The sequence below is a fragment of the Sneathiella glossodoripedis JCM 23214 genome (assembly GCF_000616095.1).
Lineage (GTDB): Bacteria > Pseudomonadota > Alphaproteobacteria > Sneathiellales > Sneathiellaceae > Sneathiella > Sneathiella glossodoripedis.
Genome location: NZ_BAMS01000001.1, coordinates 162,047 through 187,939 on the forward strand (window position 1 = coordinate 162,047; position 25,893 = coordinate 187,939).

The 25,893-nt window shown below is 46.9% G+C and carries 21 protein-coding genes and 3 pseudogenes; 6 read left to right on the forward strand and 18 right to left on the reverse strand.

What is annotated here, in order from left to right; translation table 11 throughout:
• Positions 1-19 precede the first annotated feature (19 nt).
• The 11 genes and pseudogenes from JCM23214_RS00790 to JCM23214_RS00840 form a co-directional block, all read right to left on the reverse strand.
• Positions 20-358 carry a v-SNARE N-terminal domain-containing protein gene (locus JCM23214_RS00790; protein WP_159104276.1) on the reverse strand — a complete coding sequence of 113 codons (339 nt, stop codon included), beginning with the start codon at positions 356-358 and terminating at the stop codon, positions 20-22.
• 251 nt (positions 359-609) lie between these two features.
• Positions 610-1,530, reverse strand: coding sequence for a helix-turn-helix transcriptional regulator (locus JCM23214_RS00795; RefSeq protein ID WP_025897004.1), 921 nt, complete (start codon positions 1,528-1,530; stop codon positions 610-612).
• A 91-nt stretch (positions 1,531-1,621) separates the two neighbouring features.
• A complete protein-coding gene (gene boxA / locus JCM23214_RS00800) occupies positions 1,622-2,818 on the reverse strand; it encodes a benzoyl-CoA 2,3-epoxidase subunit BoxA (RefSeq protein ID WP_025897005.1) in 1,197 nt (398 codons plus the stop codon).
• Positions 2,819-2,898: 80 nt separating this feature from the next.
• Positions 2,899-4,350 carry a benzoyl-CoA 2,3-epoxidase subunit BoxB gene (gene boxB / locus JCM23214_RS00805; protein ID WP_025897006.1) on the reverse strand — a complete coding sequence of 484 codons (1,452 nt, stop codon included), beginning with the start codon at positions 4,348-4,350 and terminating at the stop codon, positions 2,899-2,901.
• Between the two features lie 29 nt (positions 4,351-4,379).
• Entirely contained in the window at positions 4,380-6,041 is a 1,662-nt protein-coding gene (boxC, locus tag JCM23214_RS00810) for a 2,3-epoxybenzoyl-CoA dihydrolase (protein ID WP_025897007.1), read from the reverse strand.
• A gap of 89 nt (positions 6,042-6,130) precedes the next feature.
• The gene (locus JCM23214_RS21890) at positions 6,131-6,568 is read right to left on the reverse strand and encodes a DUF309 domain-containing protein (RefSeq protein WP_025897008.1); all 438 of its coding nucleotides are present in this window, start codon (positions 6,566-6,568) and stop codon (positions 6,131-6,133) included.
• Positions 6,558-7,382, reverse strand: coding sequence for an alpha/beta fold hydrolase (locus tag JCM23214_RS00820; RefSeq protein ID WP_051547976.1), 825 nt, complete (start codon positions 7,380-7,382; stop codon positions 6,558-6,560). Before JCM23214_RS00820 ends, JCM23214_RS21890 begins: the two co-directional genes overlap by 11 nt.
• Before the next feature lies 1 nt (position 7,383).
• Complete coding sequence (locus tag JCM23214_RS00825; protein ID WP_025897010.1) at positions 7,384-8,925, reverse strand: benzoate-CoA ligase family protein; 1,542 nt, start codon at positions 8,923-8,925, stop codon at positions 7,384-7,386.
• A 186-nt stretch (positions 8,926-9,111) separates the two neighbouring features.
• Positions 9,112-10,427: pseudogene (locus JCM23214_RS18440) on the reverse strand (TRAP transporter large permease).
• Complete coding sequence (locus JCM23214_RS00835; RefSeq protein ID WP_025897012.1) at positions 10,424-11,008, reverse strand: TRAP transporter small permease; 585 nt, start codon at positions 11,006-11,008, stop codon at positions 10,424-10,426. The pseudogene JCM23214_RS18440 and the gene JCM23214_RS00835 overlap by 4 nt, the downstream one beginning before the upstream one ends.
• 79 nt (positions 11,009-11,087) lie before the next feature.
• Positions 11,088-12,134 (reverse strand): TRAP transporter substrate-binding protein, encoded by a 1,047-nt coding sequence (locus JCM23214_RS00840; RefSeq protein WP_025897013.1) that lies wholly within the window; start codon positions 12,132-12,134, stop codon positions 11,088-11,090.
• A gap of 279 nt (positions 12,135-12,413) precedes the next feature.
• On the opposite strand from JCM23214_RS00840, the gene JCM23214_RS00845 reads away from it, so the two are divergent.
• The 4 genes from JCM23214_RS00845 to JCM23214_RS00860 all read left to right on the forward strand — a co-directional run bounded on the left by JCM23214_RS00845 (position 12,414) and on the right by JCM23214_RS00860 (position 16,768).
• Positions 12,414-13,130: a class II aldolase/adducin family protein gene (locus JCM23214_RS00845; RefSeq protein ID WP_025897014.1), complete on the forward strand. Its 717-nt coding sequence runs from the start codon at positions 12,414-12,416 to the stop codon at positions 13,128-13,130.
• Between the two features lie 128 nt (positions 13,131-13,258).
• Positions 13,259-14,692 (forward strand): pyruvate kinase, encoded by a 1,434-nt coding sequence (gene pyk, locus JCM23214_RS00850; RefSeq protein ID WP_025897015.1) that lies wholly within the window; start codon positions 13,259-13,261, stop codon positions 14,690-14,692.
• 92 nt (positions 14,693-14,784) lie between these two features.
• A complete protein-coding gene (gene purU / locus JCM23214_RS00855; RefSeq protein WP_025897016.1) occupies positions 14,785-15,642 on the forward strand; it encodes a formyltetrahydrofolate deformylase in 858 nt (285 codons plus the stop codon).
• A gap of 88 nt (positions 15,643-15,730) precedes the next feature.
• Positions 15,731-16,768 (forward strand): lipid A deacylase LpxR family protein, encoded by a 1,038-nt coding sequence (locus JCM23214_RS00860; RefSeq protein ID WP_025897017.1) that lies wholly within the window; start codon positions 15,731-15,733, stop codon positions 16,766-16,768.
• A gap of 6 nt (positions 16,769-16,774) precedes the next feature.
• Here the strand turns inward: JCM23214_RS00860 and JCM23214_RS00865 are convergent, their stop codons facing one another.
• The 6 genes and pseudogenes from JCM23214_RS00865 to speB form a co-directional block, all read right to left on the reverse strand.
• Positions 16,775-17,539, reverse strand: coding sequence for a carbon-nitrogen hydrolase family protein (locus tag JCM23214_RS00865; RefSeq protein WP_025897018.1), 765 nt, complete (start codon positions 17,537-17,539; stop codon positions 16,775-16,777).
• Positions 17,536-18,339 carry an ABC transporter permease gene (locus tag JCM23214_RS00870; protein WP_025897019.1) on the reverse strand — a complete coding sequence of 268 codons (804 nt, stop codon included), beginning with the start codon at positions 18,337-18,339 and terminating at the stop codon, positions 17,536-17,538. Before JCM23214_RS00870 ends, JCM23214_RS00865 begins: the two co-directional genes overlap by 4 nt.
• The gene (locus tag JCM23214_RS00875) at positions 18,336-19,193 is read right to left on the reverse strand and encodes an ABC transporter permease (protein ID WP_025897020.1); all 858 of its coding nucleotides are present in this window, start codon (positions 19,191-19,193) and stop codon (positions 18,336-18,338) included. Before JCM23214_RS00875 ends, JCM23214_RS00870 begins: the two co-directional genes overlap by 4 nt.
• Positions 19,190-20,223: pseudogene (locus tag JCM23214_RS18445) on the reverse strand (ABC transporter ATP-binding protein). Before JCM23214_RS18445 ends, JCM23214_RS00875 begins: the two are co-directional and overlap by 4 nt.
• 89 nt (positions 20,224-20,312) lie before the next feature.
• Positions 20,313-21,401 (reverse strand): ABC transporter substrate-binding protein, encoded by a 1,089-nt coding sequence (locus tag JCM23214_RS00885; protein ID WP_037492551.1) that lies wholly within the window; start codon positions 21,399-21,401, stop codon positions 20,313-20,315.
• Positions 21,402-21,454: 53 nt separating this feature from the next.
• The gene (speB, locus tag JCM23214_RS00890) at positions 21,455-22,519 is read right to left on the reverse strand and encodes an agmatinase (RefSeq protein ID WP_025897024.1); all 1,065 of its coding nucleotides are present in this window, start codon (positions 22,517-22,519) and stop codon (positions 21,455-21,457) included.
• A gap of 217 nt (positions 22,520-22,736) precedes the next feature.
• Between speB and JCM23214_RS00900 the strand changes: the two genes are divergently transcribed.
• Positions 22,737-23,687: a LysR substrate-binding domain-containing protein gene (locus JCM23214_RS00900; protein ID WP_025897026.1), complete on the forward strand. Its 951-nt coding sequence runs from the start codon at positions 22,737-22,739 to the stop codon at positions 23,685-23,687.
• A 41-nt stretch (positions 23,688-23,728) separates the two neighbouring features.
• Positions 23,729-24,903 (forward strand): annotated as a pseudogene (locus JCM23214_RS18450) (aminotransferase).
• Here JCM23214_RS18450 and JCM23214_RS00910 read toward each other — a convergent pair.
• Entirely contained in the window at positions 24,893-25,843 is a 951-nt protein-coding gene (locus JCM23214_RS00910; protein ID WP_025897027.1) for a LysR family transcriptional regulator, read from the reverse strand. The pseudogene JCM23214_RS18450 and the gene JCM23214_RS00910 overlap by 11 nt on opposite strands.
• Between the last annotated feature and the right edge of the window lie 50 nt (positions 25,844-25,893).

Here is a 25,893-nt window from a genome sequence, read left to right on the forward strand (position 1 = left end):
GCACTCCGCCATGCGGACTTTAGCTGTTTGAACGCAGTTTCAAATCCGGATTTAATTTCATCCCAGCTTTTTCGCCGCCTGCTTTCATTGCGCCCAACTTTTCACCCATTTCGTTACGACGATCTTTCAACTGCCGTAGCGAACTTGAGGTTGCCTGCTTTGTCTCATCGCTCATGGTATTCCAATTTTCGCGAACACGGTTTTCCATGCGATCAATTTCTGCATCAAGTTCATCCAAAGCGTTTTGAAATTCCTTGATTGCCTGATCCCGTTGATGCGCGGAATAGTTGCCAACCGCTTCAAAAGCATCTGCAAATTTCTTCTGTACCTGTTCCATTGAAGTTACTGGATTTGTCATCTCTACCTCCATTAACAGTTTAACGAAGACGCACCTGAACAACCGCCAAAATTGACAGTATTTTCAATGCATTTGGTGATTGATCTATCGGAAGGAACTGATACTTGCTACAACTTCCGATGCGGCTGGTCCTCAGCCGTACCCGACCTCGAGCCTGTCACATTGAATGGGTCACATTCTTCAATTTTCGTTTCCAACGCATTATCATGTAGGTTGAAAATTCAGATTGTTAACCCCCATGCCAAAATTTTTTATACTTTCGCAAAATTCCAATCGCGAATTAGTGATAACAATTCGTCTAGCGACTGCGCTTCTGCTTTACCAGTCGTATCCAGTATTGCGTCAGCCTGAGCATACATAGCCTCACGGCTTTTCAACAACGACTTCAAATGTTCCATCGCCTCAGGATAGCCGTTCATGGGACGCTCATCCCCTTGCGCGCGGACCCGCGACATATGTTCATCCGGTGCCGCTTTAACCCAAATGGTATTAAAGTTATGCATTAGGGTATTAAAGGTACCCGGATCGGAGACAATTCCGCCCGCAACCGCCAGAATTACATTATCATAAGTCGCCACAATCTGTTCAATTGCCTGAGCTTCAAGCTTGCGATAGCCTTCCTGCCCATAAAGAGCAATAACCTCAGAGACAGGCATGCCACTTTGATCCTCAATCGCACTATTCAGCTCTACGAATGGCAATCCCAGCTCACGGCCAGCCTTTCGCCCCAGTGTGGACTTTCCGGCACCGCGCAATCCAATCAAACAAATTCGACTGGCTTTTTGCTCTCGGCGAGATTCTGGATTTAGCAGTCGTAAAACAGCCTGCTGGACATCTGCGGTTGCAGATCTATACATATCTGCGATCCGAATACTGTCTGAATCCCACGGATCTTCTTCGCCAACAAACCATTCAATTTTATAATCAAGCGCCAACGCCACACGCTTGAGCAACCCGATAGAGATATTTCCTGAACCTGTTTCGAGCTGAGCCAGATAACGTGGAGATACACCAGACATTTCAGACAGGACCCGTCTTGGGATCCCCTTGCTCTCACGCGCTTTTCGGACCCGCTCACCAACAACAGAAATCAAATCATCGACAGCCTGTTCTGCCAATTGTTCTTTTTCCGTGACCCGGACATCGCCCCTAAAATTGGTAATTTCTGCCATTCAGTTCTTCCGTTGAGAAATATAGTGCACAATTTACCCTGCACACTGGAGAAACTCAATCAAGGATGCAAACTTGCCGTGCGCCAGATAGCTAATAGGTTTCCACATGATAGCGACCCTCTTCACGCATGGCATCTCGCAATGTTGTCCACTGCAAGCCGATGCTTTCGGCTATGCTGGTGAAAGAGCGCTCAATCCCCTCCTCCATTCCGCGGAGCCCGCAGATATAGATGTAACAATTGGGATCGCTTAGTAACTCCGCGACATCTTCCTGTTCTGAAAGAAGTCGATCCTGGACATACTCTTTCGCTTGTCCCGGGACGCGGCTAAAAACCATATGCTTCTTTAAGAGTTTCTCAGGAACTTTATTCAGGGGTCCAAAATACGGTAAAGTGTCGGACGAACGCGCCCCAAAAAACAGCGTCATCCCCCCAGACTTTTCACCAACTGTTCGTTGACGTCGCATCGTAAAAGCACGCATGGGGGCAGATCCGGTTCCAGTACAGATCATTAGAAGCCGAGCCTGCGGGTCTTCCGGCAACAAAAAAGTTGCCCCAAATGGCCCCGTCACATCAACAGTATCACCCGACTTTAGATCACAGACATAGTTTGAACAGACACCGCCGTCTTCACGCTTCACTGTCAGAGAAATATTATTAAAATTGGGTCTCTCACCGTCACGAGGGGAAGATACTGAGTAAAGACGCGGCAAATAAGGGTTCCCCTGCTCATCCAGCCCCGGCGGAATAATACCCACACTTTGCCCTTCCAATACTGGAAACTTATCGCTTTCAAAGCTCAAAATAATATGCCGTACATCGGAATCACTATCTTGTGCTGTTAACCGATAGTTTCCTTGCACAGTCGCTTTTGCCGGCTTGCCAATTGTATGCAAATTGATAACTGGCTTTGCCGCGCTGGCAGGAGCAACGGCCTTGCCCCCAGCACCCTTATGCGCTTCTGCCAACAAGGCCGCCATTTCCGGATCAAGTGCCTCAATTCCTGTTTCACTCTCATTTGCAGAAGAAGGAAAGTCTTCCTGCGCAGGAAGTTCAGTCCACTCATATTGATCTTCAAGACTGTAAGGAGTTGAGACAACACGCCACTCATCAATCGAACCTGTTGGACAAACAGGAATACAATCCATACAGAAATTACATATGTCGGCATTTACAACTACGTTGTTATCATCATGCTCAATGGCCCCAATGGGGCATGTCATCTCGCAGGTATAACAGCGAATACAAATTTCGGGATCAATCAAATGCTGCTTGCTCGCAACTGTCATAAGACAACTCCTTCACGGGTTGGCTCTTTCGGGCGAACATATTTGCCCGAAGGGTACATACACGTTAAATAGACAGTGTATTATGCCATATGGAGCTTAACATACTCAAAGTCACCGGGCTTGCTGTCAATGCCAACCTTGGGTGGTGATATCCAGCCTGCATATTTACCGGGTTCGCTAACGGGTACCATTAGTGACTGAATAAAATCACCATCAGATTTATTGGGCAGCCATTGAGGTACGCCCGCCTTATACTCTTCATCAGACAGCAGATTGCCTTCGGGATCAAAATTCAGATTGGCGAACACACCAATTTTACGATTGAAGGCTTCATGAGGAAGCTTCATTTCGAACTCAATTCCCGCTTTTTCAATAATTTTGTTCCAGCGACCAATACCACCGGCAGCATCACGAACATAATCATCGCGAAGACGCATATTTATAGCTGTAAGAGCCGGCACTTCATGGTGAGTAAGTTTACCATCAACCAGATCCCAGACCTTGTATGTATCGTTCGTCAATTGATGATCATCGTCAATCCGCGGCTCCATATACCGACCCTTGATACCGGCATTAAACGCATTGGCAGCGTTTGTAGAAACTTCCTGACCGAACAAATCAAGCGAAAGGGTGTAGTGCAGGTTCAGTTTCTTTTGCATGGTTGGAAGGTCGATAACGCCCAATTCGCGAATGCGATTAATGTCATACGGGTCCGTAATGCCATTTTCATTCATGACCTGGCAGGTTCTATCGATCGTACGTCCGATCCCGGTTTCACCCACAAACATGTGATGGGCTTCTTCTGTCAGCATGAAACGGCAAGTTCTGGACAATGGATCAAACCCAGACTGAGCCAATGATTCCAGCTGCATTTTCCCATCACGGTCAGTGAAATAGGTAAACATGAAGAACGACAACCAGTCGGGCGTTTCCTCATTAAACGCACCTAACATACGCGGCGCTTCGTCACTGCCTGAGCTTCTTCTCAACAAATCATCGGCTTCTTCACGACCATCCTTGCCAAAATATTTATGAAGAAGATAAACCATAGCCCATAAATGGCGCCCCTCCTCCACATTCACCTGAAACAGATTCCTAAGATCGTAAAGCGAAGGTGCTGTAAGACCCAGAAATCTTTGTTGTTCAACGGAACCCGGTTCCGTATCCCCTTGAATGACAATGAGTCTTTTGAGCATATTTCGATATTCACCGGGAACTTCTTGCCACGCAGGTTCCCCTTTATGCTCACCAAACGGAATTTTTCGGTCTTCTACTTGAGGAGCCAGCAGGACACCCCAACGATATTCAGGCATATTTACATAACCAAAACTCGCCCAACCCTTAGGGTCAACACTTACTGCTGTTCTCAGATAGACCTGTGATTTTTGAAACTGTTCCGGGATCAGGCCATTCCACCAATTAATATACCCCGGATGCCATTTTTCCAGCGCTTTTAAAACCTTGCGATCTTCGCTTAACCCAACATTGTTGGGGATCTGGGTATCGTAGCTTACATTAATGAGATCAACCATTTATCTCTCCTATTTTATCTGGCCCAGAGTTACACGCGCTCTTTGTTGTAAACACCACGCTTGCCTGTTCCGTAGCGCTGCAAAGCGCCGTCTTCCCCAACTGCGTTCGGACGATTGAAAATCCAGTTCTGCCATGCTGTAAGCCTGCCAAATATGCGTGTTTCCATAGTTTCCGGCCCCGCAAAGCGTAAATTCGCCTCCATACCGGTCATCGCGTCTGGTGAGAAGGACACTCTCTCTTCCATAAAAATGCGAATTTCATCGTCCCAATCGATATCATCCAATATCATCGTCACAAGCCCAAGCTCTTCCGCTTCTGCAGCTTCAAGAGCTTCTCCAACCCGATCTTTGGCACTATCAATTGATGCTGGATCTCCCAAAAACCTGGTTTCCAGGCGAGTCAGATCATTGCTCATGGGGAACAGGCCAAAATTTGACTGACTGAGGGTAATTGTCGCAAGCGGCCGGTTGTCTCCTTCGAATTCGTCTTCCATCATGTAACTACGGTCGACTGAAAACAAAAGCTCGGCAAGAACGCCCGCAAAACAGGATCCATGTTCCACCAGAGCAATCATTGAACGGGAAGTTAAATCAACGCGCTTCAATACCCGCTTCCAGTAGCAAAGAATCTCATTGGCAAGCCAGTGGTTCTGATTTTCGTTAAGTAGTTTTTCGTGAGCCAGCAAACAGTCAGGATCACCTTGACTTTTGAACACCAGAAGACCTATTTCCATCTCATTCAAACGCAGATGTAAAATTGCATCATCCAGTTCACGAGCGAGTTTCAACAGGTATGCTTGATCGCCCTGTTCAACCAGCTCGTCAATTGTTGTCGGTGCATCTGCATCCGGCCCACTGATTGAAATATATGCAACTTGAGCTTCCCGATCGATTGTAACCTCAACTAGTGAGTAACTGACGGATCCATCTTCGCTAAATGTCCTTGAAAGCGGACCAAGATGGATGCCTTTTTCCACATCAGACTTTTGCGACTGCTCTGCAAACTGCTTTGCCCGTTCCTCAACCACATCATCAAACTTTGAATTGGGAACAACCTCATCCACCAACTTCCAGTCTTTTGCTTTCTTACCTTTAACACCCTCTTCGGTGGAGCAGAAAACGTCCGCCAAATCACGCCGAACTTTGCGTTTATCGGTTACTCTGGTAAGACCACCAGTCCCGGGCAGCACAGCCAGCAACGGCACTTCGGGAAGCGCTACAGAAGATGTGCTATCATCGGTTAAAATAATATAATTGCAGGCAAGTGCCAGCTCATACCCGCCACCAGCACAGGCACCTTTCACAGCAGCAATATATTTTTGTCCGCTATCTTTTTCAGCGGCTTCAAATGTGTTGCGTGTTTCATTTGTGAATTTGCAGAAATTGACCTTGTGACTATGCGCTGCTCCACCCAGCATACGAATATTGGCTCCAGCGCAAAAAACATTCTCTTTGGCTGAACGCATCACAACTGTCTTCACTTCCGGGTGCTCAAAGCGCATACGCTGCACAATATCAGCCAGCTCAATATCTACACCAAGATCATAGGAATTCAGCTTCAGCTCATATCCGTCAAAGAGACCGCCTTTTTCATCAACGTCCATATACAAATTGGCAATCGCCCCATCATAAGTCACTTTCCAGTGCCGATATTTTGAAGGATCAGTTTGAAAATCGATCAGCTTGCTCATAAAAAGGTCTCCTCATCCTATAAATCGGAAAATAGTGCACTATAATTCATTTGTAAAGCCAGAAAATGCACGATTATGCATTATTGTGCTTATTTTATCTGCTCACTTGCAACTAGAGCTGACAATTTGGTGAAGTGATGTAATGCATAATCAGGAAGTTGGTTTACGACACATGCTTGTCCATGCAACTCCTGAGAAATTAAAAGTAAACGTCTGACAGCGTTTTCCCTACCCATTCTTGCTTTCAGGCCCGCATTCGCGAGCTGAATAAGGGACTGCAAATGCAGCTTTTCCGAGCTCCCCTGTTTAGACACCATCCATAGCGGCTCCAATAATTCGTGGCACTCCCAAAAATATCTATGAAGCCCAATACGCACTGCAGTAGTGTAAAGATTACTGTTTTGTAAATCTGCAAAACTAATGTGCTGCGGGCAAGTGCTGGTCAGAAACTCAAAATACCCCTCTTCATGCCGCGGCGTTTCCCCCGGAATATGAGCGAATTCTGGCAGCCAGCGATCAATATCCATTATTGCCCTGCCCGGTTAGCTTTATTTGTGAAGCTATAAAGTCTCTGATCATCGTCAGAACTTTGTCCGGCTCTTCCAAAAATGGTGAATGTCCACAATTTTCCAAAACCTGAAGAGAGACTGAATTTTGGCATCTATTCATAATCTCACCAAGCTGGATCAAGCTGCCATAACTATCACTTCTCCCTTGAATAGCTAAAACAGGCACATTAATAGAGTTTAGACATTCCGCTACATTCCAATTCCTGAAATCCGGATGCAGCCAACTGTCCGACCACCCATAGAAAGCAACGTCTGGATCCTTGTGGTACCTCCCAAGTCGGCTTTTTAGGTCGGTGCATTTATAGTCTTTGGTAATTTTCTCGATTTCCGACAACCCGCATTCTTCGGCAAAAAAATGGGGTGCCATCAACACTGCTCCCATCAACCGATCGTCGGCTCTATGTCCGCTAAAGAGGGCGGCGATTGTCGCCCCATCAGAGTGACCAACCAAAATGAATTGATCGATACCTGCTTTAGCCAACAGTTCTGGAAAAATCTCATTCGCCTCAATACTCATATAATCAAGTGGCCGAGGGAGATTTATGGAACTGGATTGGCCATAGCCTGCGCGCGAATACGCAAAAACACCCAAACCTGTCGCTTGCGCCAGCCGAAGTGGAAAGTCCCTCCACAACCGAACACAACCAAGGCCCTCATGCAGCAAAATCAATGTTGGCGCCTCCTGCGGGGGCGGACCCAGACATATATATTCGAGCTCATGCACACCAACCTTGAGCGGTTTTACAGGATTGTCAGTCCAATCCAGCGTCAATTCAAGCCCCCTGCCTTAGTTTAAAGCGCTGAATTTTACCTGTTGCAGTCTTGGGAAGCTCCCGTACCGTCTCAATCCAACGGGGATATTTCCATTTACCAATTTTGTCCTGAACATGCTGTTTCAATTCATGTTCATCGACGGAAACTACTGTCTCTTTCAAAACGATATAGGCTTTCGGTTTCTCAAGGCCATCCTCATCAGCCCAAGGCACCACAGCCGCCTCAAGAACAGCAGAATGTTCGATCAAAGCCTGCTCAACCTCAAATGGGGAAACCCAAATTCCAGAAACCTTGAACATGTCATCTGTTCGCCCACAATAAATGTAGCGGCCGCTATCGGTTCGCTCATATTTATCACCTGTTCGCGTCCAGTGCCCTTGAAACGTATCCAGTGATTTCTGGCGCCGGTTCCAATAACCTTCTGCAGCTGATGGCCCCTTGACCAACAACTCACCAATTTCACCAACGGTCACCTCCTGATCATTTTCGTCCACCAGGCGAACTTCATACCCCGGCACAGCAACCCCGGACGTGCCATAAACTACGTCACCAGGCCGGTTAGAAAGGAAGATATGCAACATTTCGGTTGAACCGACACCGTCAATAATCTCAACCTTTCGCGTGCGATACCACGCCTCACCAATTTCTTTGGGCAGCGCCTCTCCTGCAGACAAGCAAATTCTTAAACTTTTACTTTGCCCTCTCTCAGGATTGGCATCCTGCGCCGCAACCAAAGCCGCATATAACGTCGGAACACCACAAAAAACAGTTGGATCTTCAGCCTCAAAAACGTCAAATACAACATCTGGCGTAGGCCTGCCTGAGTACAATATTGTTGTCGCACCTACCGACAATGGGAAAGACATGGCGTTTCCCAAACCATATGCAAAGAAAATTTTGGCAACTGAGAAAACAACATCTTCTTCGCGAATACCCAGCACCTGTTGACCAAACGTATCAGCAGTCGCCTTCAAACTCGAATGGATGTGCTTCACACCTTTTGGCTGCCCTGTGGAGCCTGAAGAATATAACCAGAATGCCATCTCATCTTCACTGACTTGCACGGCAGGATTGACCGGCGCACCATCCATGAATTCCTCGAAGGTGACTGCTCCGTCTTCTTTGCCGCCGACCATCACAACTGTTTTGATGAAATCATTACCCGCTAAGGCCGGCTCAACTACGGGCCACAATGCCTTCGATACAAATAAAATGCTTGCCCGACTATCGCTTAGGATGGTTTTGTACACATCAGTTGAAAGCAAAGTGTTAATGGGTACGGGAACCACTCCCTGTTTTAACGCACCCCAAAAAGCGACTGGATATTCAATCTGATCCAGCAAAATCATTGCGGCTCGCTCTTCCCGTCGCAATCCAGCGCGCTGCAAGGCGCCAGCAAACTGACTGGACTGCTCCGCCAGCCGGGCGTATGTCAGTTCGCGCCTTTCGCCATCTGCTTCACGAAAGGCAACTTTGCCAGCCCTGCCCTCATCAATATGTCGATCGACAAAATACGTTGCGGCATTTCCCGATAGAGCCATCACATCCTCCTTCACTCCACCCTTAGCGTCCAGCCCACCAATCCTGTTGGCGGTCTGAAACTTAGCTGGCTTACAGAGGTGCTTTTCTTTTTATATCAGTCCCTCACCAGCATTTATGTTTTATAATGCATAAGCCTGCCGAATGACGCAACGATTTTGTCCTACAATGTGCATTTTTTTGCATATTTATGTAGGTAAAAGAAACAAAGTGATTGCTGGAAACGCAACAAGCAGGACAACACGAACCAAGTCAGATGTTACAAAATACACAACTGCTTTATAGGTTTCCAGAATGGGTGTCTCTTTCTCCATTGCGTTTATAATGAAGAGGTTCATTCCAACGGGTGGCGTAATCAAGCCACTTCCACTACGATAAGAACCAGAATACCAAACCAGATAGCGACATGCTCGGCACTCATTCCAAAATCCAGAACACTAATCACCGGAAAAAAGATTGGTATCGTGAGCAAAATCATGGAAACACTATCCATAAGACAGCCAAACACCAGGTAGAATACAAGGATTAGGGACAGCACTAACCAAGGGCTAAAGCCTTGACTAACAACAAAGTTCGACAGCTCCTGCGGCACCTGTGTGAGGGCTAGAAATCCGTTATAAAAAGCCGCGCCCAAAATGATGAAAAATACCATCCCGGTAGATTTTCCTGCGACCAGAAAACTGTCTATTAACGTGTTCCAAGTCAGCCCTTTATTCAGGTAAGCGATCAACCCGGTTCCAAAAGCCCCAACAGCAGCCGCTTCAGTCGGTGTAAACCAACCCAAATAAATGCCTCCAACCACAAGGGCGAACACTACAAGAACTGGCCACACATCCTTAAGCAGCATAAAGCGTTCCCGATAAGGAACAACAGGACGCGTTCCTGCAGAACCGGGATTCAAACGTACATAAATTGAAACGGCAATTACATAGCCCAATGCGGCCAACAGGCCCGGAATAAAAGCTGCCAAAAAGAGTTTTGCAATATTTTGCTCAGTCAAAATAGCATAAATCACCAAAACGACAGACGGTGGTATCAAAATACCAAGGGTTCCGCCAGCCGCCAGTGTTGCGGTCGAAAAGCCACCAGCATAGCCATATTGCTTCAATTCCGGCAATGCCACGCGGCCCATGGTTGCGGCCGTCGCTAGTGAGCTACCACAAATAGCACCAAAACCGGCACAAGCCCCAATCGCAGCCATAGCAACACCACCCTTGCGGTGTCCTAAAAATCCCTCTGCAGCCTTAAACAGGGCCGAGCTCATTCCACCAAGACTGGCGAATTGCCCCATGAGCAAAAACATCGGAATGATGGATAAAGAATAGGATGAAAAAGTGGTGTAAGTTTCATTTTTAAGGCGAGCAAAAGCAATATTGGTGTTTCCAGTAACCAGTATCAAGCCAACAAGCCCCACTAAAAACATCGCAAGACCAATTGGGACTCTCAAAAAAATGAGAACCATTAGCGCAGGAAAGGATGCTATTCCAATTTCAAGGGCACTCATAACTCTGCCTCCGCGCCTTCACTCACGTAAATTCTTCGGGTAAAAAATTCGAGTATCCGAATACCCGCCATGTAACAACCGACTAAAGCCGCTGTAATTGCGCCTATCAGGCTTGCCAAATAGGCCCACCAGATCGGGAACTGCAACAGGAATGTGGTTTCTCCGTATCGCATTTTGGACTGCAGACCCTCGAACAAACGCCAAGCAATAAGTACAAGAACTGCCGCGAACACAATTTCAATAACCATGCGCAGGAACCGGTTTACGCTTTTAGGAAACATGTTCGTAAAAATATCGACGGAAGCGTGACCTGCTGTCATTTGACAAATGGGGATAAAAGCAAAAATGGCGAAAGCGACCCCGGCTTCTACAACTTCAAAATCACCATTAACAGGTCCGACACCAAGCTCAATCATCCAGTTGGAAAAACCAGGTGCAATATCTTGCAACAGAGAGCTGTGAAAAACGCCGTTCAACAATCGTCCCAATATTGAGACACACGTCAGCAGGATCAGTAATGTAAGAACAATCCCCCCAAGAATCGCCATAAACCTGGCCAGCTTCATCATGACTTTGGTCATTGAAATACATGCTCCGGGACTGGGTAAACATAAAAATCAGGCCGCGATGACATCACCGCGGCCTGCGGAGGCTAAGGTCTTATTTGCTGTATTTATCGATGAGCATTTTTGCTTCATCGATCAGCGCCTGACCGTCAATTCCTTTGGACTTCATATCAGCAACCCACTCGTCATAAATCGGTTGAGCCAGTTTGCGCCATTCAGCTGTCTGCGCCTCATCGATCGTGATGATGTTGTTACCGGCATCCACCGCTTTTTGTCGTGCTGGACCATCTGAATCTGCCTGAGTACCGCCCGCAAAGACAGAAAATTCAAGCCCGGAATTTTTATCAATAACCTTTTTCAGATCATCAGGGAGGCTTTCATATTTGTCTTTGTTCATTGCCAGAACAAACGTCAGAGTATAAAGCGCCTTGCCAGAAAATTCCGTGTGATTTTTGACCAGCTCAGGAACCTTGAGTGCTGCGGTCACTTCCCAAGGGATAGTTGTCCCGTCAATAACCCCTTTTGACAATCCTTCAGGGACTGCCGGTACAGGCATACCAACTGGTGTCGCACCAAGCTTCGTCAACAAAGAGTTCACCGAACGCGAGCCACCTCGAATTTTCATTCCTTGCAGATCGGAAGGTTTGGACACCGGATCTTTTGTATGGATCATGCCCGGACCGTGTACCCACGTACCAAGAATATGCACATCCTTGAACTCGGTATCTTTCATGTGCTTTTCAAACATTTCCCAGTATGCGCGACTGGCGGCGCGGGCGTTTGTCATCATGAAAGGCAACTCAAACACCTCAGTGGATGGAAAACGGCCTGGCGTATAACCAACAACTGTCCACACGATGTCAGCAACACCGTCAATGGCCTGGTCCATCAGTTCAGGTGGCTTGCCACCCAATTGCATGGACGGATAACGATCAACCTTGATACGGCCACCCGAATCTTTTTCAACATTATCGGCCCAAACATCGAGCACCAACTTTGGTACATTTGCCTGCGCTGGCAAAAACTGATGCAAAGTCAGCGTTACATCAGCTGCCAATGCAGATCCGGTTAAAAAGCCTGCAGTGGCAGCGGCAGCAACAGTTCCGCCCACCCAGGACATTAAGGTTCTACGTTTGATCATTATTCATCCTCCCAAAGACGCTTAGCATTATAATGCCAATTATTGTCACAGTATGCATGATAATGCCAGTGCAATTTCTTATTTGATTGCAACACAGGGTTTATTTTTCTGGCACGCTATGTATATCAAAACACTTTTTTATAGATAGTTGCAAGATGAAACTATTCTTCAATGCCCTATCAAAGTTAAAAATCAACTTTATTGCTATTTTGCTGACTTAACAAGGCTCTCAGGTTCTTCTGTTGCCGAATTCAAGCCTTAAACATCAGCTTGCCTCAGATGAAAGATCAATTATCCTTCGCATTCATACACATTCTAAGCGGACGGGCTATTTTGGATACTTTCTACAAATTAAGAGAAAACCTCATCTCTACCGTTCTAAAAATGAACGAGTTGGGCATCAATCAAGGAACCGCAGGAAATGCGTCCGTAAGAGTTGATGGGGGTTTTCTAATCACCCCTTCGGGTATGAAGTATGAAGAATTAACACCAGAAGACATCGTCTTTAAGAAATTTGATGGCCCATATGAAAGCCTCAAAGAAAACAGAAAGCCCTCCAGTGAATGGCAATTTCATGAAGATATTCTTGTCAATAGAAAGGAGATAAGCGCAGTAATTCACACTCATGGAAAAGCAGCCATGACAATCGCTTGCCTGGGAAAAGACATACCGCCGTTTCACTACATGATCGGAATTGCAGGCGGCTCAACAATCCGCTGCGCTCCATACCACACCTTTGGAACCAAAGCTTTATCTCTAGCCGCCTTAGACGCACTGAACGAACGCAAAGCATGCCTGCTCGCCAACCACGGGCAAATAGCGCTAGGCTCTTCACTGCAACAGGCACTGGATCTTGCAATGGAAGTCGAAACTCTCTGCGATGTATACTGGCGCACTCTTGCTGTGGGAGGCCCAGCGCTTCTCGATGAAGCACAAATGGGTGAAGTATTTGAACAATTCGGCAAGGGTTACGGGCAAAATCCCAAGGACAATTAAGCCTATCGTGTTATTTAACCTAAAATATAGGTTATTCAAGGGTTTACCTGCGAAGCTGCTGGCAAATCCATATCTGTTGAACTATACAGTTTGCTCCACATGAACATTTCGAGCAAAATTGAGAAGCAATGCCAACTCTACCCGATAGACACGCAAAAATCATAGCAACACTGGGTCCCTCCTCCTCTAGCTTTGAAAGCATTCTCGCACTCGCAAAAGCAGGTGCCAATGTTTTTCGCCTGAATTTCTCACATGGTAGTTATGAAGAACATTCTGCGCGGATTGAAGCGGTACGCCATGCGGAAGCAGAATTAGGTCATCCGCTGGGCCTTTTTCTGGATCTGCAAGGCCCAAAATTCAGACTAGGCAACTTTGAAGAAGGCAAGATCAAGCTTGAAGCGGAACAGCTTTTTAGATTTGATCTTGATGTAAAGAAACTTGGTGACGAAAAGCGTGTAGGCCTACCACATCCAGAAATCATCGAAGCTCTTGAGGTTGGACACCGGCTATTAATTGACGATGGTAAAATGATCATGACCGTCACGGAAGTCGCCGATCAGTACATCATCGCAAAAGCTGACGTAAAAGGCACTCTATCTGATCGAAAAGGCATGAGTCTGCCCGATGCTGAGATCAACGTCTCGGCCCTTACTGACAAAGATAAAAACGACCTGGCATTTGGACTCTCTCAAGGTATTCAAAGTGTTGCTCTCTCATTTGTGCAACGTGCAGACGACCTTCTGGAACTGCGGGAACTTGCTGGTCCGCGCGCGCAACTGATTGCAAAAATTGAAAAGCCTACTGCCCTACAACATCTGGAAGCGATTGTTCGCCAAAGTGATGCTGTTATGGTTGCCCGTGGAGACTTGGGGGTTGAACTACCGCCCGAGAAAGTACCTGCGGTTCAAAAAAGAATAGTGTCCATGGCCCGCAGTTACGGTCGTCCGGTTATCGTCGCCACACAAATGCTTGAAACGATGATCTCCAGCCCCACACCAACACGTGCCGAGGCATCTGATGTGGCAACGGCGGTATATGATGGTGTTGATGCTGTAATGCTATCAGCGGAAACCGCAGCTGGTGATTACCCGATAGAGGCCGTGTCACTGATGTCACGTATCATCTGTGAGGTAGAGCATGATCCACTGCACCGTCGGTTAATGGAAGCCTCACAACAGACAACCGAAAACACAAACACAGATGCGATAAGCACCGCGGCCCGTCAAGTCGCAACAACATTGGATGCTGCAGCCATCATCTGTTATTCAACATCAGGTAAAACTGCCTTGAGGGCAGCTCGTGAGAGACCGGAAAGCCAAATTATAGCGCTCACCGCGGATGCACAGGTTGCCAGAGCCTTGAACCTAGTCTGGGGAATACAGCCTGTTGTCTGCGCCGACGCCAATCACATGAATGAAATGGTCAACATCGCACTATCGGTGACGCAGGAAAAAGGGCTCGTCGAAGATGGCGACACTGTTGTCATTACTGCAGGTGTTCCATTTGGGAATGCAGGCTCCACCAATATTTTGCGCATTGCAAAGGTAGGTACCAAGGTATAAGAAATTAACTCTCATCTGTTTCGAAGCCGGAACATTGCTTTGTAAATCAACAGACAATATTGGGTTTATTCCGATCGTGCACGGAGACACTAATGACATTACCCTATACGCTTACCCTCTCCTGTATTAATCATCCGGGAATTGTTGCCGATGTAGCCAGTTATCTGGCGAAGAATGGCGCCAATATTGTTGAAGCTGCACAATTTGACGACCCTGAAACAGGTCGATTTTTTATGCGACTTGCATTCAATTTTCTGGGTGACGATCATTTTGATCAAATTAAAAATGGATTTAGTGACATAGCGAATACCCATGGTATGGACTATCACTTGCGTTCACCCAAAGAAAAGAAACGGGTCCTAATTCTGGTCAGCAAGTTTGACCACTGCCTTGTTGATCTATTGTATCGTTACAGAACAGGTGAGTTGCCGATGGAACTGGTAGGTGTTGCCGGAAACCATCCGATAGAAGTTCTCAACAAAGTTGATTTACAGGGAATTCCCTATACTCATTTGCCAATTAGCGAAGAGACAAAATCGGAACAGGAAACACGCCTGAAAGAGCTGATCACAAAGAATGACGTGGATCTGATTATCCTCGCCCGCTACATGCAAATTTTATCTGATGACATGTCGGAATTTGTGTCAGGTAGATGCATCAACATACATCATTCGTTCCTACCCGGCTTCAAGGGTGCAAAACCCTATCACCAAGCGCATGAACGCGGCGTTAAACTGATTGGAGCAACGGCCCATTTCGTCACGTCAGATTTGGATGAAGGGCCCATAATTGAGCAGGATGTGGAAAGAATAAACCATTTTGACAGTCCAGATGACCTGATTAAAAAAGGTCGTGATATCGAACGTCGCGTGTTGGCCAGGGCAATTTCCTATTATTTGGAAGACCGGGTTTTACTTAACGGATCCAAAACTGTCGTTTTCAGCCGGTAAGCACAAAAATTCAGTTTAGCTCTGTTTTTGCCACAATTGGCTATAATATGCCAAAAGTCATAAATCTTATGCAGGGGGATCGTCAAAAATGAAGGGGGCAACTTACCTTTTCACAGTGTTCTTGGCAGTGTTTGCTTTTTCCTTGCCAACATTCGCGGACGAGAAAGGACATATCCCTGCGCCACCCAAATCTGAAGATACCATCATAACAGTCATTATTGAAAACGACTCGATCGGCACCCGGGGTACCGACAAAAATTACACCAGTGGTGTTCGGCTGGGCTATTACGACATAAATGCTGAACTTCCAGAAATAGCTTACATCATCGATGACTATATCCCCACATTTGAAATCACCAAACGATCCAGCGTTTTTTATTCTCTTGGGCAAAATTTATACACCCCGCAGGACATTACCCAGACGGCTCATGACCCGGATGACCGTCCCTGGGCGGCTCATTTATATGGATCGATGGGGCTAGTAACACAGACCGACAATCACCTTGATGAACTCGAAGTCTCCATCGGCGTGGTCGGGCCTGCCGCTCTTGGCGAACAGGCGCAAAAATTTGTTCATAAATATGTTACACCTGATAGTCCGACACCAAAAGGTTGGTCTCATCAGTTAAAAAATGAACCAGCACTCATGATTGGGTGGCAACGCAGATATTATCCAGAAAGTCTGTCAGCGGAAATATTTGGACTATCTGCTTCTGCATCACCCTACTTTGGCGCCACACTCGGAAATGTTCATACTTTTGCGAATGCAGGTCTCAATTTTCGCCTGACACCATATGAAGAAACGCGGCAGGATGCGCCTATGAGAGTGCGACCTGCGTTACCGGGCACAGGGTATTTCGAACCACCCAAAGATAGCTGGAGCTGGTATGCCTTTGCAGGGATTGAAACACGGGCAGTAGCCAGAAACATATTTCTGGACGGCAATACACTCGCTGACTCCCATTCAGTAGACAAAAAATATCTGGTTGCAGATGCCAACGCCGGACTTGCGCTAACCTATGATCGCTATCGTATTAGTTATACGTTGGTTTATCGCACTAGAGAATTTGATGGACAGGATGAGCCGTCAGTATTTGGCGCACTTACTTTTGGATACCGCTTCTAAGTTACCTTACAGATCAGCCAAATAGCTGTTTTCTTCACGCGATTTGGAAAATGCAGCAGGATCAATCGTTGCAAAAATGAGTTCAGGCGCATCAGTTGCAAGGGCCAGCCCCTCGCCAGAGGGGGCAAAAATGCCAGAGTAACCAAAATATTTGAAGCGCTCGTCAGAGCCACAAAGATTGGCATATGCGACAAACACCTGATTTTCAAAGGCGCGCACCGGAACAAGCTTTCTGGCAATGAATTCAGCGTGATCACTCAAGGGAAGGGCGGTCGGTACCAAAACAACATCTACACCAGCAAGGGCCAGCCGACGCACATTTTCAGGGAATTCAACATCATAACAAATCAGAAACCCAATTTTGACACCTGCTATACTCAAAACAAGGGACTCAGGGTCCGCGGCGGTAAACAGCCCTTTTTCATAGCCTCCATACAAATGGGATTTACGGTAAATTTCCGGCTTCTCGTGAGGCCTTATGCAGACCGCACTATTGAAAAGGCTTTGGACATTGACTTCCGCAATGCCAGCAACAATCACTATGGTGAATTCGTCGGCCATCAATTGCAGTTGCTCAATCTGATCATTCTCAGCGGAGGTGCTTAAAGAGCTCATCTTTTCAGCTGCGCCGTAACCTGGAACTGCCAGTTCAGGAAATACAATAACCTGAGCTCCTTGATCAGCAGCTATGCGAGCCTGAGATCTGATTGTATCCAAATTATTCTGCACATTACCTGTTTCTGACTGCATTTGATAAAGTGCCAGTTTCATTGCTTGTTCCCCTCAGTCAAATTTCCAAGCAATTTGGGTAAATTTCCAAATTTAGCAATAAAAGCAAATACCAGCGCAGCAACCAAAACAAATAACACTGAAACCGAAGCCATAGTCGGTGTATACCCATATCGCAAAGCGTTAAAAATCTTAATGGGTAGTGTTTCCATTGTGAAACCCACGGTCATATACGCGACAATATATTCGTTCAGTGACAGCACGAAGCTAAACGCAAATCCGGAAATCACATAAGGCAGGATAAGCGGTAGCACGATTGTCCTAAAGACCGTTCGATCATTCGCTCCCATCGTTGAAGCTGCTTCAATCAAATCAGCATCAATGGAAGTAAAGCCAAGCGTGATCGTCACAAGAGGTAACGTCACAAAAAATATGCCATGGCTGATGATAGCAGTATACGGTTCGCCGTAACCGCCAGTGGTAGCCCAAAAAGCTAAGAATCCAAGGGCAGTAATAACTGGTGGCAGAATGAAGGGCGCCACACCTAACAAGCGGAAAACCTGCGCCCAAGGGGCATAATAGCGCCACAGAAACCAGGCCAGAGGCAAGGCAACAGATACCGCTAAAAAGGCTGAACCTATCGCAAGGCCCAAAGAATTGAAAAGCGCGCTTCGCCACTCACTATCAGTGAAAATCTGCCAATACCAATTCATTGAGAAACCTTGAGGAGGAAAAGCAAGGGACTGCTTCTCGTTCACCGAGACTCCAACGACAACCACAAGAGGAGCAATCAGAAAAACCGCTACCAGAGTAAAATACAAAACTGTCAGTTTCTTACTCATGCGGGCGCCTCCGATTTACGGCCAATCAATAGAGTAAGACCCACAAGCGCTAATGACATCAACACCAGAAATACTGCCATTGCAGCTGCAAAGGGCATGTTGGACTGATAGATGGCTTGATCGGTAATCAGCACTGAAAGTGTCCAGTGCTGGGGGCGTCCCAATATCTGTGGCAACAGATAGGAGCCAAGAGCAAACACAAACACCATTATAACCGTAGCCAAAATAGTATTGCGCTGCACTGGAATCAAAACGTTCAAAAATGCTCTCACTGGTGAAGCGCCCATTGTTTTAGCGGCTTCCAGAAAGCTTGTATCAAACCGCGATAACGAGGGATACAAAACCAGCACAGTGTAGGGCAGTGCCTGATAAACCATAGCAGTCAGCACTGCCCCAAATCCCGGATATAGTGCTGTCGATTTTTCTGCCACCCCAAGCCAAACAAGGATATTACCGATACCTGCCGTTCTGGAAAACAGTGTCGACCATGCAAATCCGATAATTACTTCTGAAAGCGACAGGACCGATAGAATTACAATCAGCCAGATAATTTGCGTCTTACGTTCGCAACGTGTGAGCAAATAGGTAAAAGGGAAAGAGATCGTTACGCAAATCAGAGATACAAGCATTGCCAGAGACAAGGAAAAACCCAGGATTTTTGCAAAGAACAGACTAAAAAATCGCTCATAGTTATCCCAGACAAAATCAGGGGTATAAAAGCCACCAACGTCCCGCTGAAAGAAACTGACCGCCATCATGGTCCCAAAAGGAATCACAAAAAACACCATCAGCATTAATGCTGGATAAAACAACGGTGTATAATCTGCCAAACTTTGCGGTTTTCTCTGAGTCATTTGGTGAGCACCACACACTGCTCGGCTGGTAATTGCAGACCAATATTTTGGCCAACGCTCAAATCCTGGCGCTCCCGCGGAGATGTAACCGCTACAATCATCGTGCCCTCCACATCGATGAATGTTTCCACGCTACTGCCAAGGTCTCTGATAAAGGTTACCTTACCTTTAAGTTGCCCGGCATCCTCACCAACCATATGAACATCTTCCGGTCGGACAGACAGTGTTGCCTCAGTGATATTTTCGGGACAAGCAATATGGGGCAAATGAAAATTCTCGAATACCGACCTGAGCCGTTCGCCTTGATGGTTAATAGGTTGGTAGCGCCAATAAAATCAGCGACAAATTTATCCGCAGGCTTTCGGTATATGTCTACTGGGCTGGCTGCCTGACGAATTCGCCCCTCACCCATTACAACAACCAAATCAGCCATGGTCATAGCTTCTCGCTGGTCGTGCGTAACCACGATTGTTGTAATTCCAAGCTGTTGCTGCAGTTGTCTTAACTCCACCTGCATCGCCTCACGCAACTTTGCATCTAGCGCAGATAACGGCTCATCCAGCAAAAACAATGTTGGTGACAAGGCCAATGCACGTGCTATTGCAACGCGTTGCCGTTGCCCGCCTGAAAGCTGACTGACCGCCCGCTCCTCATATCCCGGCAGATGTATCAAAGAGAGAAGCTCGTTTACGCGTTGTCGCTGCTCGGCTTTGGATTTACCCCGAATGCGCAACGAATACGCGATATTTTCAGCTACAGTGAGATGAGGAAACAGTGCGAGGGACTGAAACACCATACCCAAACTTCTCTCATGGGTTGGAATATTTGTAATATCCTCGCCATCGATCAGAATGTCTCCCTCAGTCGGTTGCTCCAACCCTGCGATCATACGCAGTAACGTTGTTTTTCCGCATCCAGACGGACCTAACAAGCACACAAAGCTTCCGTTAGGTATGGACAAATTCACGTCATTTACGGCTACGAAAGAGCCAAATTCCTTGCGAATTCCTGCCAGGGTCAATCCAGACATTCGCACCTCACTCTAATTAAGCGAACTGGCTGACTAAAGTCAGCCAGTTCTTTTTACCAAATTTCAGGTCCAGACAAAATTCTGGAACTCTAACCTACAATCAACTCTGTCCATTTCTGGTTCAACCAGTCTGATCTGTTCTGGTACATGTCGTAACGCGGTATGATTGGATCAATCTCAGATGACACTGATGCAAATTCTTCTGGGGTCAGATCCAGCAGAGACCGTTTTACCGTCGGAGCAGTTCCCACTTTTCGGGACATATTCGACTGAACCTCTGGCTGGCTCATATAGTTCATGAATATATGGGCTTCTTCGACCTTGTCAGAAGCTCTCGACAATGCCCAGCTCCCGCTATCAAGTATCCCGCCTTCTTTGGGAAACGTAGAGCGAACCGGATGACCATCAGCAATCGCAAGGCCAGTCACATCGTGATAATATTGGCCCATTGGGATTTCACCCGATTTCAAGCCCTGTTCAAACTGCGCTTCATCGCGATACCAAAGGCGTACGTTGTCTTTCAATTCAGAAAGCTTGTCAAACGCCTTGAGAATACCCTCTTCCGTAACCAGCGCACTTGTACCGCCCATAAATGTCTTTGCTGTGACTTCAAGCAGGAATGAGTTTGACACCAGCGCCAGCAATCCGAGCTGATCTTTGCGTGCTTCATCCCAAAGAGCCGCCCAGGAGGTAGGTTCTTCTTTAATCACGTCAGTATTTGACACGAGGTTCACATACCAGGAGACAGCCCCAATACCAGCAACCCGGCCATCCTCATATTTGTTAATGAAGTTACCGAGCAAATTGGCGCTGTTAGGAATTTTCGAAAGATCCAGTGCTGCCCAAAGATTTGTGGTCTGCCCTTTCAAAAGAGCCACTTGAGACATCATGGAAACATCCGCTGGAGCCCTTTTCGCACGCGCTGCCTGTTCCAGCTGTACCAGCCAGGCTTCACCAGTTGGCTCTGCGACAGATTCAACTTTGATCCCTGTCGCTTCTGTAAATGCAGGGAAAATGTGCGTATCGAAGGATTTCTTGAAATAGCCGCCGTAAACACCGACTTTTAACGACCGTTCATCCGCACGCAGGATGCCCGGCATGGACAAGGCGGCTACACTAGCGGCACTTGCACCAAGAACCGTACGCCGGCTTATCCGGCTCTGATTAATTTTTGACATAACTTGCTCCTCTGTTAGAACCTGTACACACAAGGTATTCCTCGCTTCTTATCCTATTTATTGCCCTTTATACAGGGGCTGAACCTGATCAGACTTAAAATCTCAAACAGAACCTGTGCTCCGACATGCGCGGAATTGGTTGTTGGATCATATTGTGGTGCAACTTCCACCACATCTCCACCACAGATATTCAGGCCCTTTAGCCCCCTTAAGAATTCCAACACCTCTCGTGTTGTAAGCCCACCCACCTCAGGTGTTCCTGTTCCCGGTGCAAAGGATGGATCTATTCCGTCAATGTCAAAAGACACATACACCGGCCCGTCGCCAACCACTTCACGGGCTTTTGCAATGACAGCTTCAATGCCCATTTTGGGGACTTCTTCTGCATGAATAACTGTCATTCCCGATTGCTCAGAAAATTCCCACAAATACTCTGCTGATCCGCGAATACCAACTTGAATGGTTCTTGTTGGATCAAGCACTCCATCCAGAACTGCGTTCCTGAAAGGTCCACCGTGATGAAACTTAGTCTCATCGAAAGCACCGCCCGTATCACAGTGCGCGTCAATATGTATAAGCCCAACCGGGGTTTCGCTACCAATGGCTTTCAAAATCGGATGAGTAACTGAATGATCACCACCTACAGACAAAGGGATCACACCGGCAGAAACGACTTTGCGCATATATGCCTCAATATTCTCAAGGCTTTTCTCCAGTCGATACCGACTGCCAAAAGGTATATCCCCGATATCTTCGACCTTTAGTTCCTGTACTGGGGCACATTTGAGTACATGATTATAAGGCCCAATACGTTCAATTGCACGCAGTGCCCTCGGACCAAAACGGGCACCGGGACGATTGGTGACACCCAAATCCATTGGAATGCCAATAAGCGCAACCTGCAAATCTTCCAGCTCTGATCCCGGATCAGTAACATGCCTGTAGGGCGCATCAAGAAAAGTTGGAATTCCGGAAAAAGGTGCCAGCCGGGTACCACTACCGGAAAAGATTTTATCAGCAACCTTACGAAATTCAGGATCGTGCAGTTCCCCACCATGGGCATCGCCAAATTTGGCCTTGAGCTCAGCAAGTTTTTCAGGACCCCATGATTTAGACATTTGCCACCTATCTGTATTTTTTTCACATACTATATAGATTTATATAATTCTCAATCACTGCAACAAACAGCTTCCTCAACCCGAAACCCTTTAAAATCTGTCATTGACGGATTGACGAGTTAGATTGTTGTGAATAACATCAGAAAAAGCAATTGATATGTTATCTGCAATCATGTGAATTTTTTTCACACCTAATTTTTCAAAACCGGAACGACTGATGGCCACCCCACTCCCCCCTCTCAAGCCCCTCCGCGCATTTGAGGCTACGGCTCGGGCGGGAAGTGTCACAGCTGCGGCTGAGGAACTTAACGTCACACATAGCGCCATCAGCCATCAGATCAAGGCATTGGAAAAATCACTTGGAATGAAACTGTTTGAGCGACAAGCAGCGGGCCTTAAATTAACTGCGGAAGGGAATCTTCTATTGCCAGCCGTCACAGTTGCTTTCAAGGAAATAGCATCCGCGGCCGCACGAATGAGCAGACCAACTACCAGCGGAAAATTATCAATCGCATGTCCACCCGCACTGCTTTCATTTTGGCTCATGCCGCGGATCAATCAATTTTCTGATCAGTATCCAAACATACAATTGCAGTTCACGTCATCAGTCGACAAATCACTTTTGTTCACACCAAATGTCGATGTGGCAATTTTATACGGCGATGCCCCCAGAAGAGATTGCTGGTTAAGCCACTGGGCCCAGTTTGATCTGTTTCCGGTTACCTCTCCCACACACCTGAACAGACACTCCATGAGGGATGTATCTGATTTAAGTGACCACGTATTACTGCATGCAGACGATGGTCGCGAGTGGCAAACCTGGTTTGGAACGGCTGGGGCACTGGATATAAAACCAAGACAGGAACATTACATGGGAGATGCGCGCCTAGCCCTTGACGCTGCCCTTCAGGGGCAGGGCATTGCACTTGGTGACACGCTGACGGCCAGTAATCTTCTCGGCACCGGTGATCTTGTGGTCCCTTTTGACCTTGCAGTGCCAGCCAATGACGCCTTTTATATTGCCTGCAAACATGAAATCAGATCGACACCTATTGTGGACGTGTTTATAGAATGGCTCTTTCGCACTTTGTCCGAAGATCAAAGCAAACTTCCTGTTCCAAACTCGGAAAAAACTGGACTGGTTCGCAAGCGCAAGCGTAAAAGCTGATACATACCCATTAAAATATCTAACTTAAAATTGACTTCACTATGACCGCTGCCTCTTATAATTCTGCCGTTCAGTCACTCTCATTGCCCCCTATTCCTATGGTTCATAAATGGGCAGGCAACTATAATGGAAAATACGGGGAGATGCTGGACATGTCGCAAGCGGTGCCCGGTTATCCGCCGCCTCAACTCTTGCTGGACTGGTTGGTAAAGCTGCACAGAACGCCAAAATGACCGGATATGGGCCCATTGAAGGTGAACCGATTTTGCGACATGCTTATTGTGAACACGTGGGTGGGCTATATGAAAGCAAGCTCAAACCAGAGCAAATTCAGATCACTTCTGGATGTAATCAGGCATTTATCGCAAGTGTTATGGCGATCGCCGGGGCTGGCGACTCTGTGCTCGTCAGCAATCCATTTTATTTCAATCACGCAACAACTCTTGCCATGCTCGGCATTACCTGCAAAGAATTTGATTTGCGGGCCGAAAACGGTTTTCTTCCTGATGTCGAGGATATTCGGCAGAAAATCGACCCCTCTGTAAAAGCTGTCTTACTTGTTAGCCCCAACAACCCGACGGGCGCAGTCTATCCACCCAACTTACTTGACGCCATATTTGAACTCTGTCGGGAATTTGGAATTTGGCTCATTCTTGATGAAACATATCGTGACTTCCTGCCTCTGGGCCAAAAACAGCCGCACTCCATATTCGGGATCCAAGACTGGCAGGAGAACTTCATCCAACTTTACAGCTTTTCCAAATCATTCTGCATACCTGGACATCGATTGGGAGCAATTACCACTGGCGAGCAAACCGTCGTGCAAATCGCAAAAGTGATGGACAATCTGCAGATATGTGCCCCTCGCCCTCCTCAGGAAGCAATCGCTTATGCGATACCCAGATTAGGAAGCTGGCAGGCTGATAACCGACGTGAGATAGCAACTCGGGCGGACACATTGAAAACCACGTTAAGTCCGCTCGAAAATTGGCAAATCAGCTCAATTGGCGCCTATTTTTCATACATCAAACATGGTTTTGACGGAGTTTCCTCGGAAATAGTCGCCCGCGAACTGGGCCAGAATATGGGAATATCCGTACTTCCAGGTACTTTTTTCGGTAGCAATCAAGAACAATATCTACGCTTCGCATTTGCAAATGTTGATTGCGACAAAATCCAGCTTTTGGGATCCAGACTAGCCGAATTTACTCTTTGATCGCCAGCTTCTCACCGCTATTAAGAGGACGCATCAAACCGATGATCTGACTTCTCATCCATCCATGAAAAGGTGAATTTCTGTGCCGTCGATGCCACAAAGCAACAATCAAAGGAGTTGGAATTTCCATTGGCGGCTGGTAAAGCGACAATCCAACTTGCGGCGCCATTTTTTCGGCAAGTTGGCGTGGGACCAGGGCAATCAGATCACTCTCTGCTACCGCGCGGCAAACGCCTGAAAAAACAGGCAACGTCATAATAACCTGGCGTTCTTTTCCGACAGCCGCCAGCGCTGCATCTCCCATTGCAGCAAAATTTCCTTCAGGTGAAAAAAGCACATGACCCAATTCGCAAAATAGATCCAACGGCACTACTTCGCCCTCTTTAAGCTCATTCAGCAACGAGTGGTTAGTCCGCGCAATGACAGCAAAACTGGAATAGAAAAGCTCTGCTCGATCCACCCAATCAGGAGTGGCCTGATCGGGAACTAGCGCGATGTCTGCGCTATATTTTTCGAGACTGTCAACATAGCTATCCGGCACCAGATCGACAAGCTGAACCTTAACCCCTGGTGCCTCCTTTCGGAGCAGGTCCGCCAAGGGAGGCATTAACATTTCAGCAAAAAAATCACTTGCAGAAATTCGATAAACCCCTGACCAGGTTTTCGGATCAAAAACGACAGGTGGCATGAACAGCATTTCAAGCCGTTCAATTTCTTCCCGAAGTCTAAATTCAAGTGATTTCGCGTATTCTGTAGGGACCAGCCTATTGCCTTGTCGTACAAACAATTCATCATTTAAGGCATGTCTAAGACGCCCAAGTGCACCGGAAACAGATGATTGGGACATGTTCAGTTTTTTTGCCGTCCGAACCGTTGACTTTTCCCGAAGCATCACATCAAGAACACGCATCAGGTTGAGGTCAAAATTTGCAAAATTCAATTTACCGATATCCCTTATCGTTATTATCGTTTCGCGCGATAATGATGCAT

What these genes read in the sequence shown, in the direction of transcription:
- JCM23214_RS00790 (WP_159104276.1), bottom strand. Translation starts at nt 358, where the DNA reads ATGACAAATCCAGTAACTTCAATGGAACAGGTACAGAAGAAATTTGCA.
- JCM23214_RS00795 (WP_025897004.1), bottom strand. Translation starts at nt 1,530, where the DNA reads ATGGCAGAAATTACCAATTTTAGGGGCGATGTCCGGGTCACGGAAAAA.
- boxA (WP_025897005.1), bottom strand. Translation starts at nt 2,818, where the DNA reads ATGACAGTTGCGAGCAAGCAGCATTTGATTGATCCCGAAATTTGTATT.
- boxB (WP_025897006.1), bottom strand. Translation starts at nt 4,350, where the DNA reads ATGGTTGATCTCATTAATGTAAGCTACGATACCCAGATCCCCAACAAT.
- boxC (WP_025897007.1), bottom strand. Translation starts at nt 6,041, where the DNA reads ATGAGCAAGCTGATCGATTTTCAAACTGATCCTTCAAAATATCGGCAC.
- JCM23214_RS21890 (WP_025897008.1), bottom strand. Translation starts at nt 6,568, where the DNA reads ATGGATATTGATCGCTGGCTGCCAGAATTCGCTCATATTCCGGGGGAA.
- JCM23214_RS00825 (WP_025897010.1), bottom strand. Translation starts at nt 8,925, where the DNA reads ATGGCTCTATCGGGAAATGCCGCAACGTATTTTGTCGATCGACATATT.
- JCM23214_RS00835 (WP_025897012.1), bottom strand. Translation starts at nt 11,008, where the DNA reads ATGACCAAAGTCATGATGAAGCTGGCCAGGTTTATGGCGATTCTTGGG.
- JCM23214_RS00840 (WP_025897013.1), bottom strand. Translation starts at nt 12,134, where the DNA reads ATGATCAAACGTAGAACCTTAATGTCCTGGGTGGGCGGAACTGTTGCT.
- JCM23214_RS00845 (WP_025897014.1), top strand. Translation starts at nt 12,414, where the DNA reads ATGAAAGATCAATTATCCTTCGCATTCATACACATTCTAAGCGGACGG.
- pyk (WP_025897015.1), top strand. Translation starts at nt 13,259, where the DNA reads ATGCCAACTCTACCCGATAGACACGCAAAAATCATAGCAACACTGGGT.
- purU (WP_025897016.1), top strand. Translation starts at nt 14,785, where the DNA reads ATGACATTACCCTATACGCTTACCCTCTCCTGTATTAATCATCCGGGA.
- JCM23214_RS00860 (WP_025897017.1), top strand. Translation starts at nt 15,731, where the DNA reads ATGAAGGGGGCAACTTACCTTTTCACAGTGTTCTTGGCAGTGTTTGCT.
- JCM23214_RS00865 (WP_025897018.1), bottom strand. Translation starts at nt 17,539, where the DNA reads ATGAAACTGGCACTTTATCAAATGCAGTCAGAAACAGGTAATGTGCAG.
- JCM23214_RS00870 (WP_025897019.1), bottom strand. Translation starts at nt 18,339, where the DNA reads ATGAGTAAGAAACTGACAGTTTTGTATTTTACTCTGGTAGCGGTTTTT.
- JCM23214_RS00875 (WP_025897020.1), bottom strand. Translation starts at nt 19,193, where the DNA reads ATGACTCAGAGAAAACCGCAAAGTTTGGCAGATTATACACCGTTGTTT.
- JCM23214_RS00885 (WP_037492551.1), bottom strand. Translation starts at nt 21,401, where the DNA reads ATGTCAAAAATTAATCAGAGCCGGATAAGCCGGCGTACGGTTCTTGGT.
- speB (WP_025897024.1), bottom strand. Translation starts at nt 22,519, where the DNA reads ATGTCTAAATCATGGGGTCCTGAAAAACTTGCTGAGCTCAAGGCCAAA.
- JCM23214_RS00900 (WP_025897026.1), top strand. Translation starts at nt 22,737, where the DNA reads ATGGCCACCCCACTCCCCCCTCTCAAGCCCCTCCGCGCATTTGAGGCT.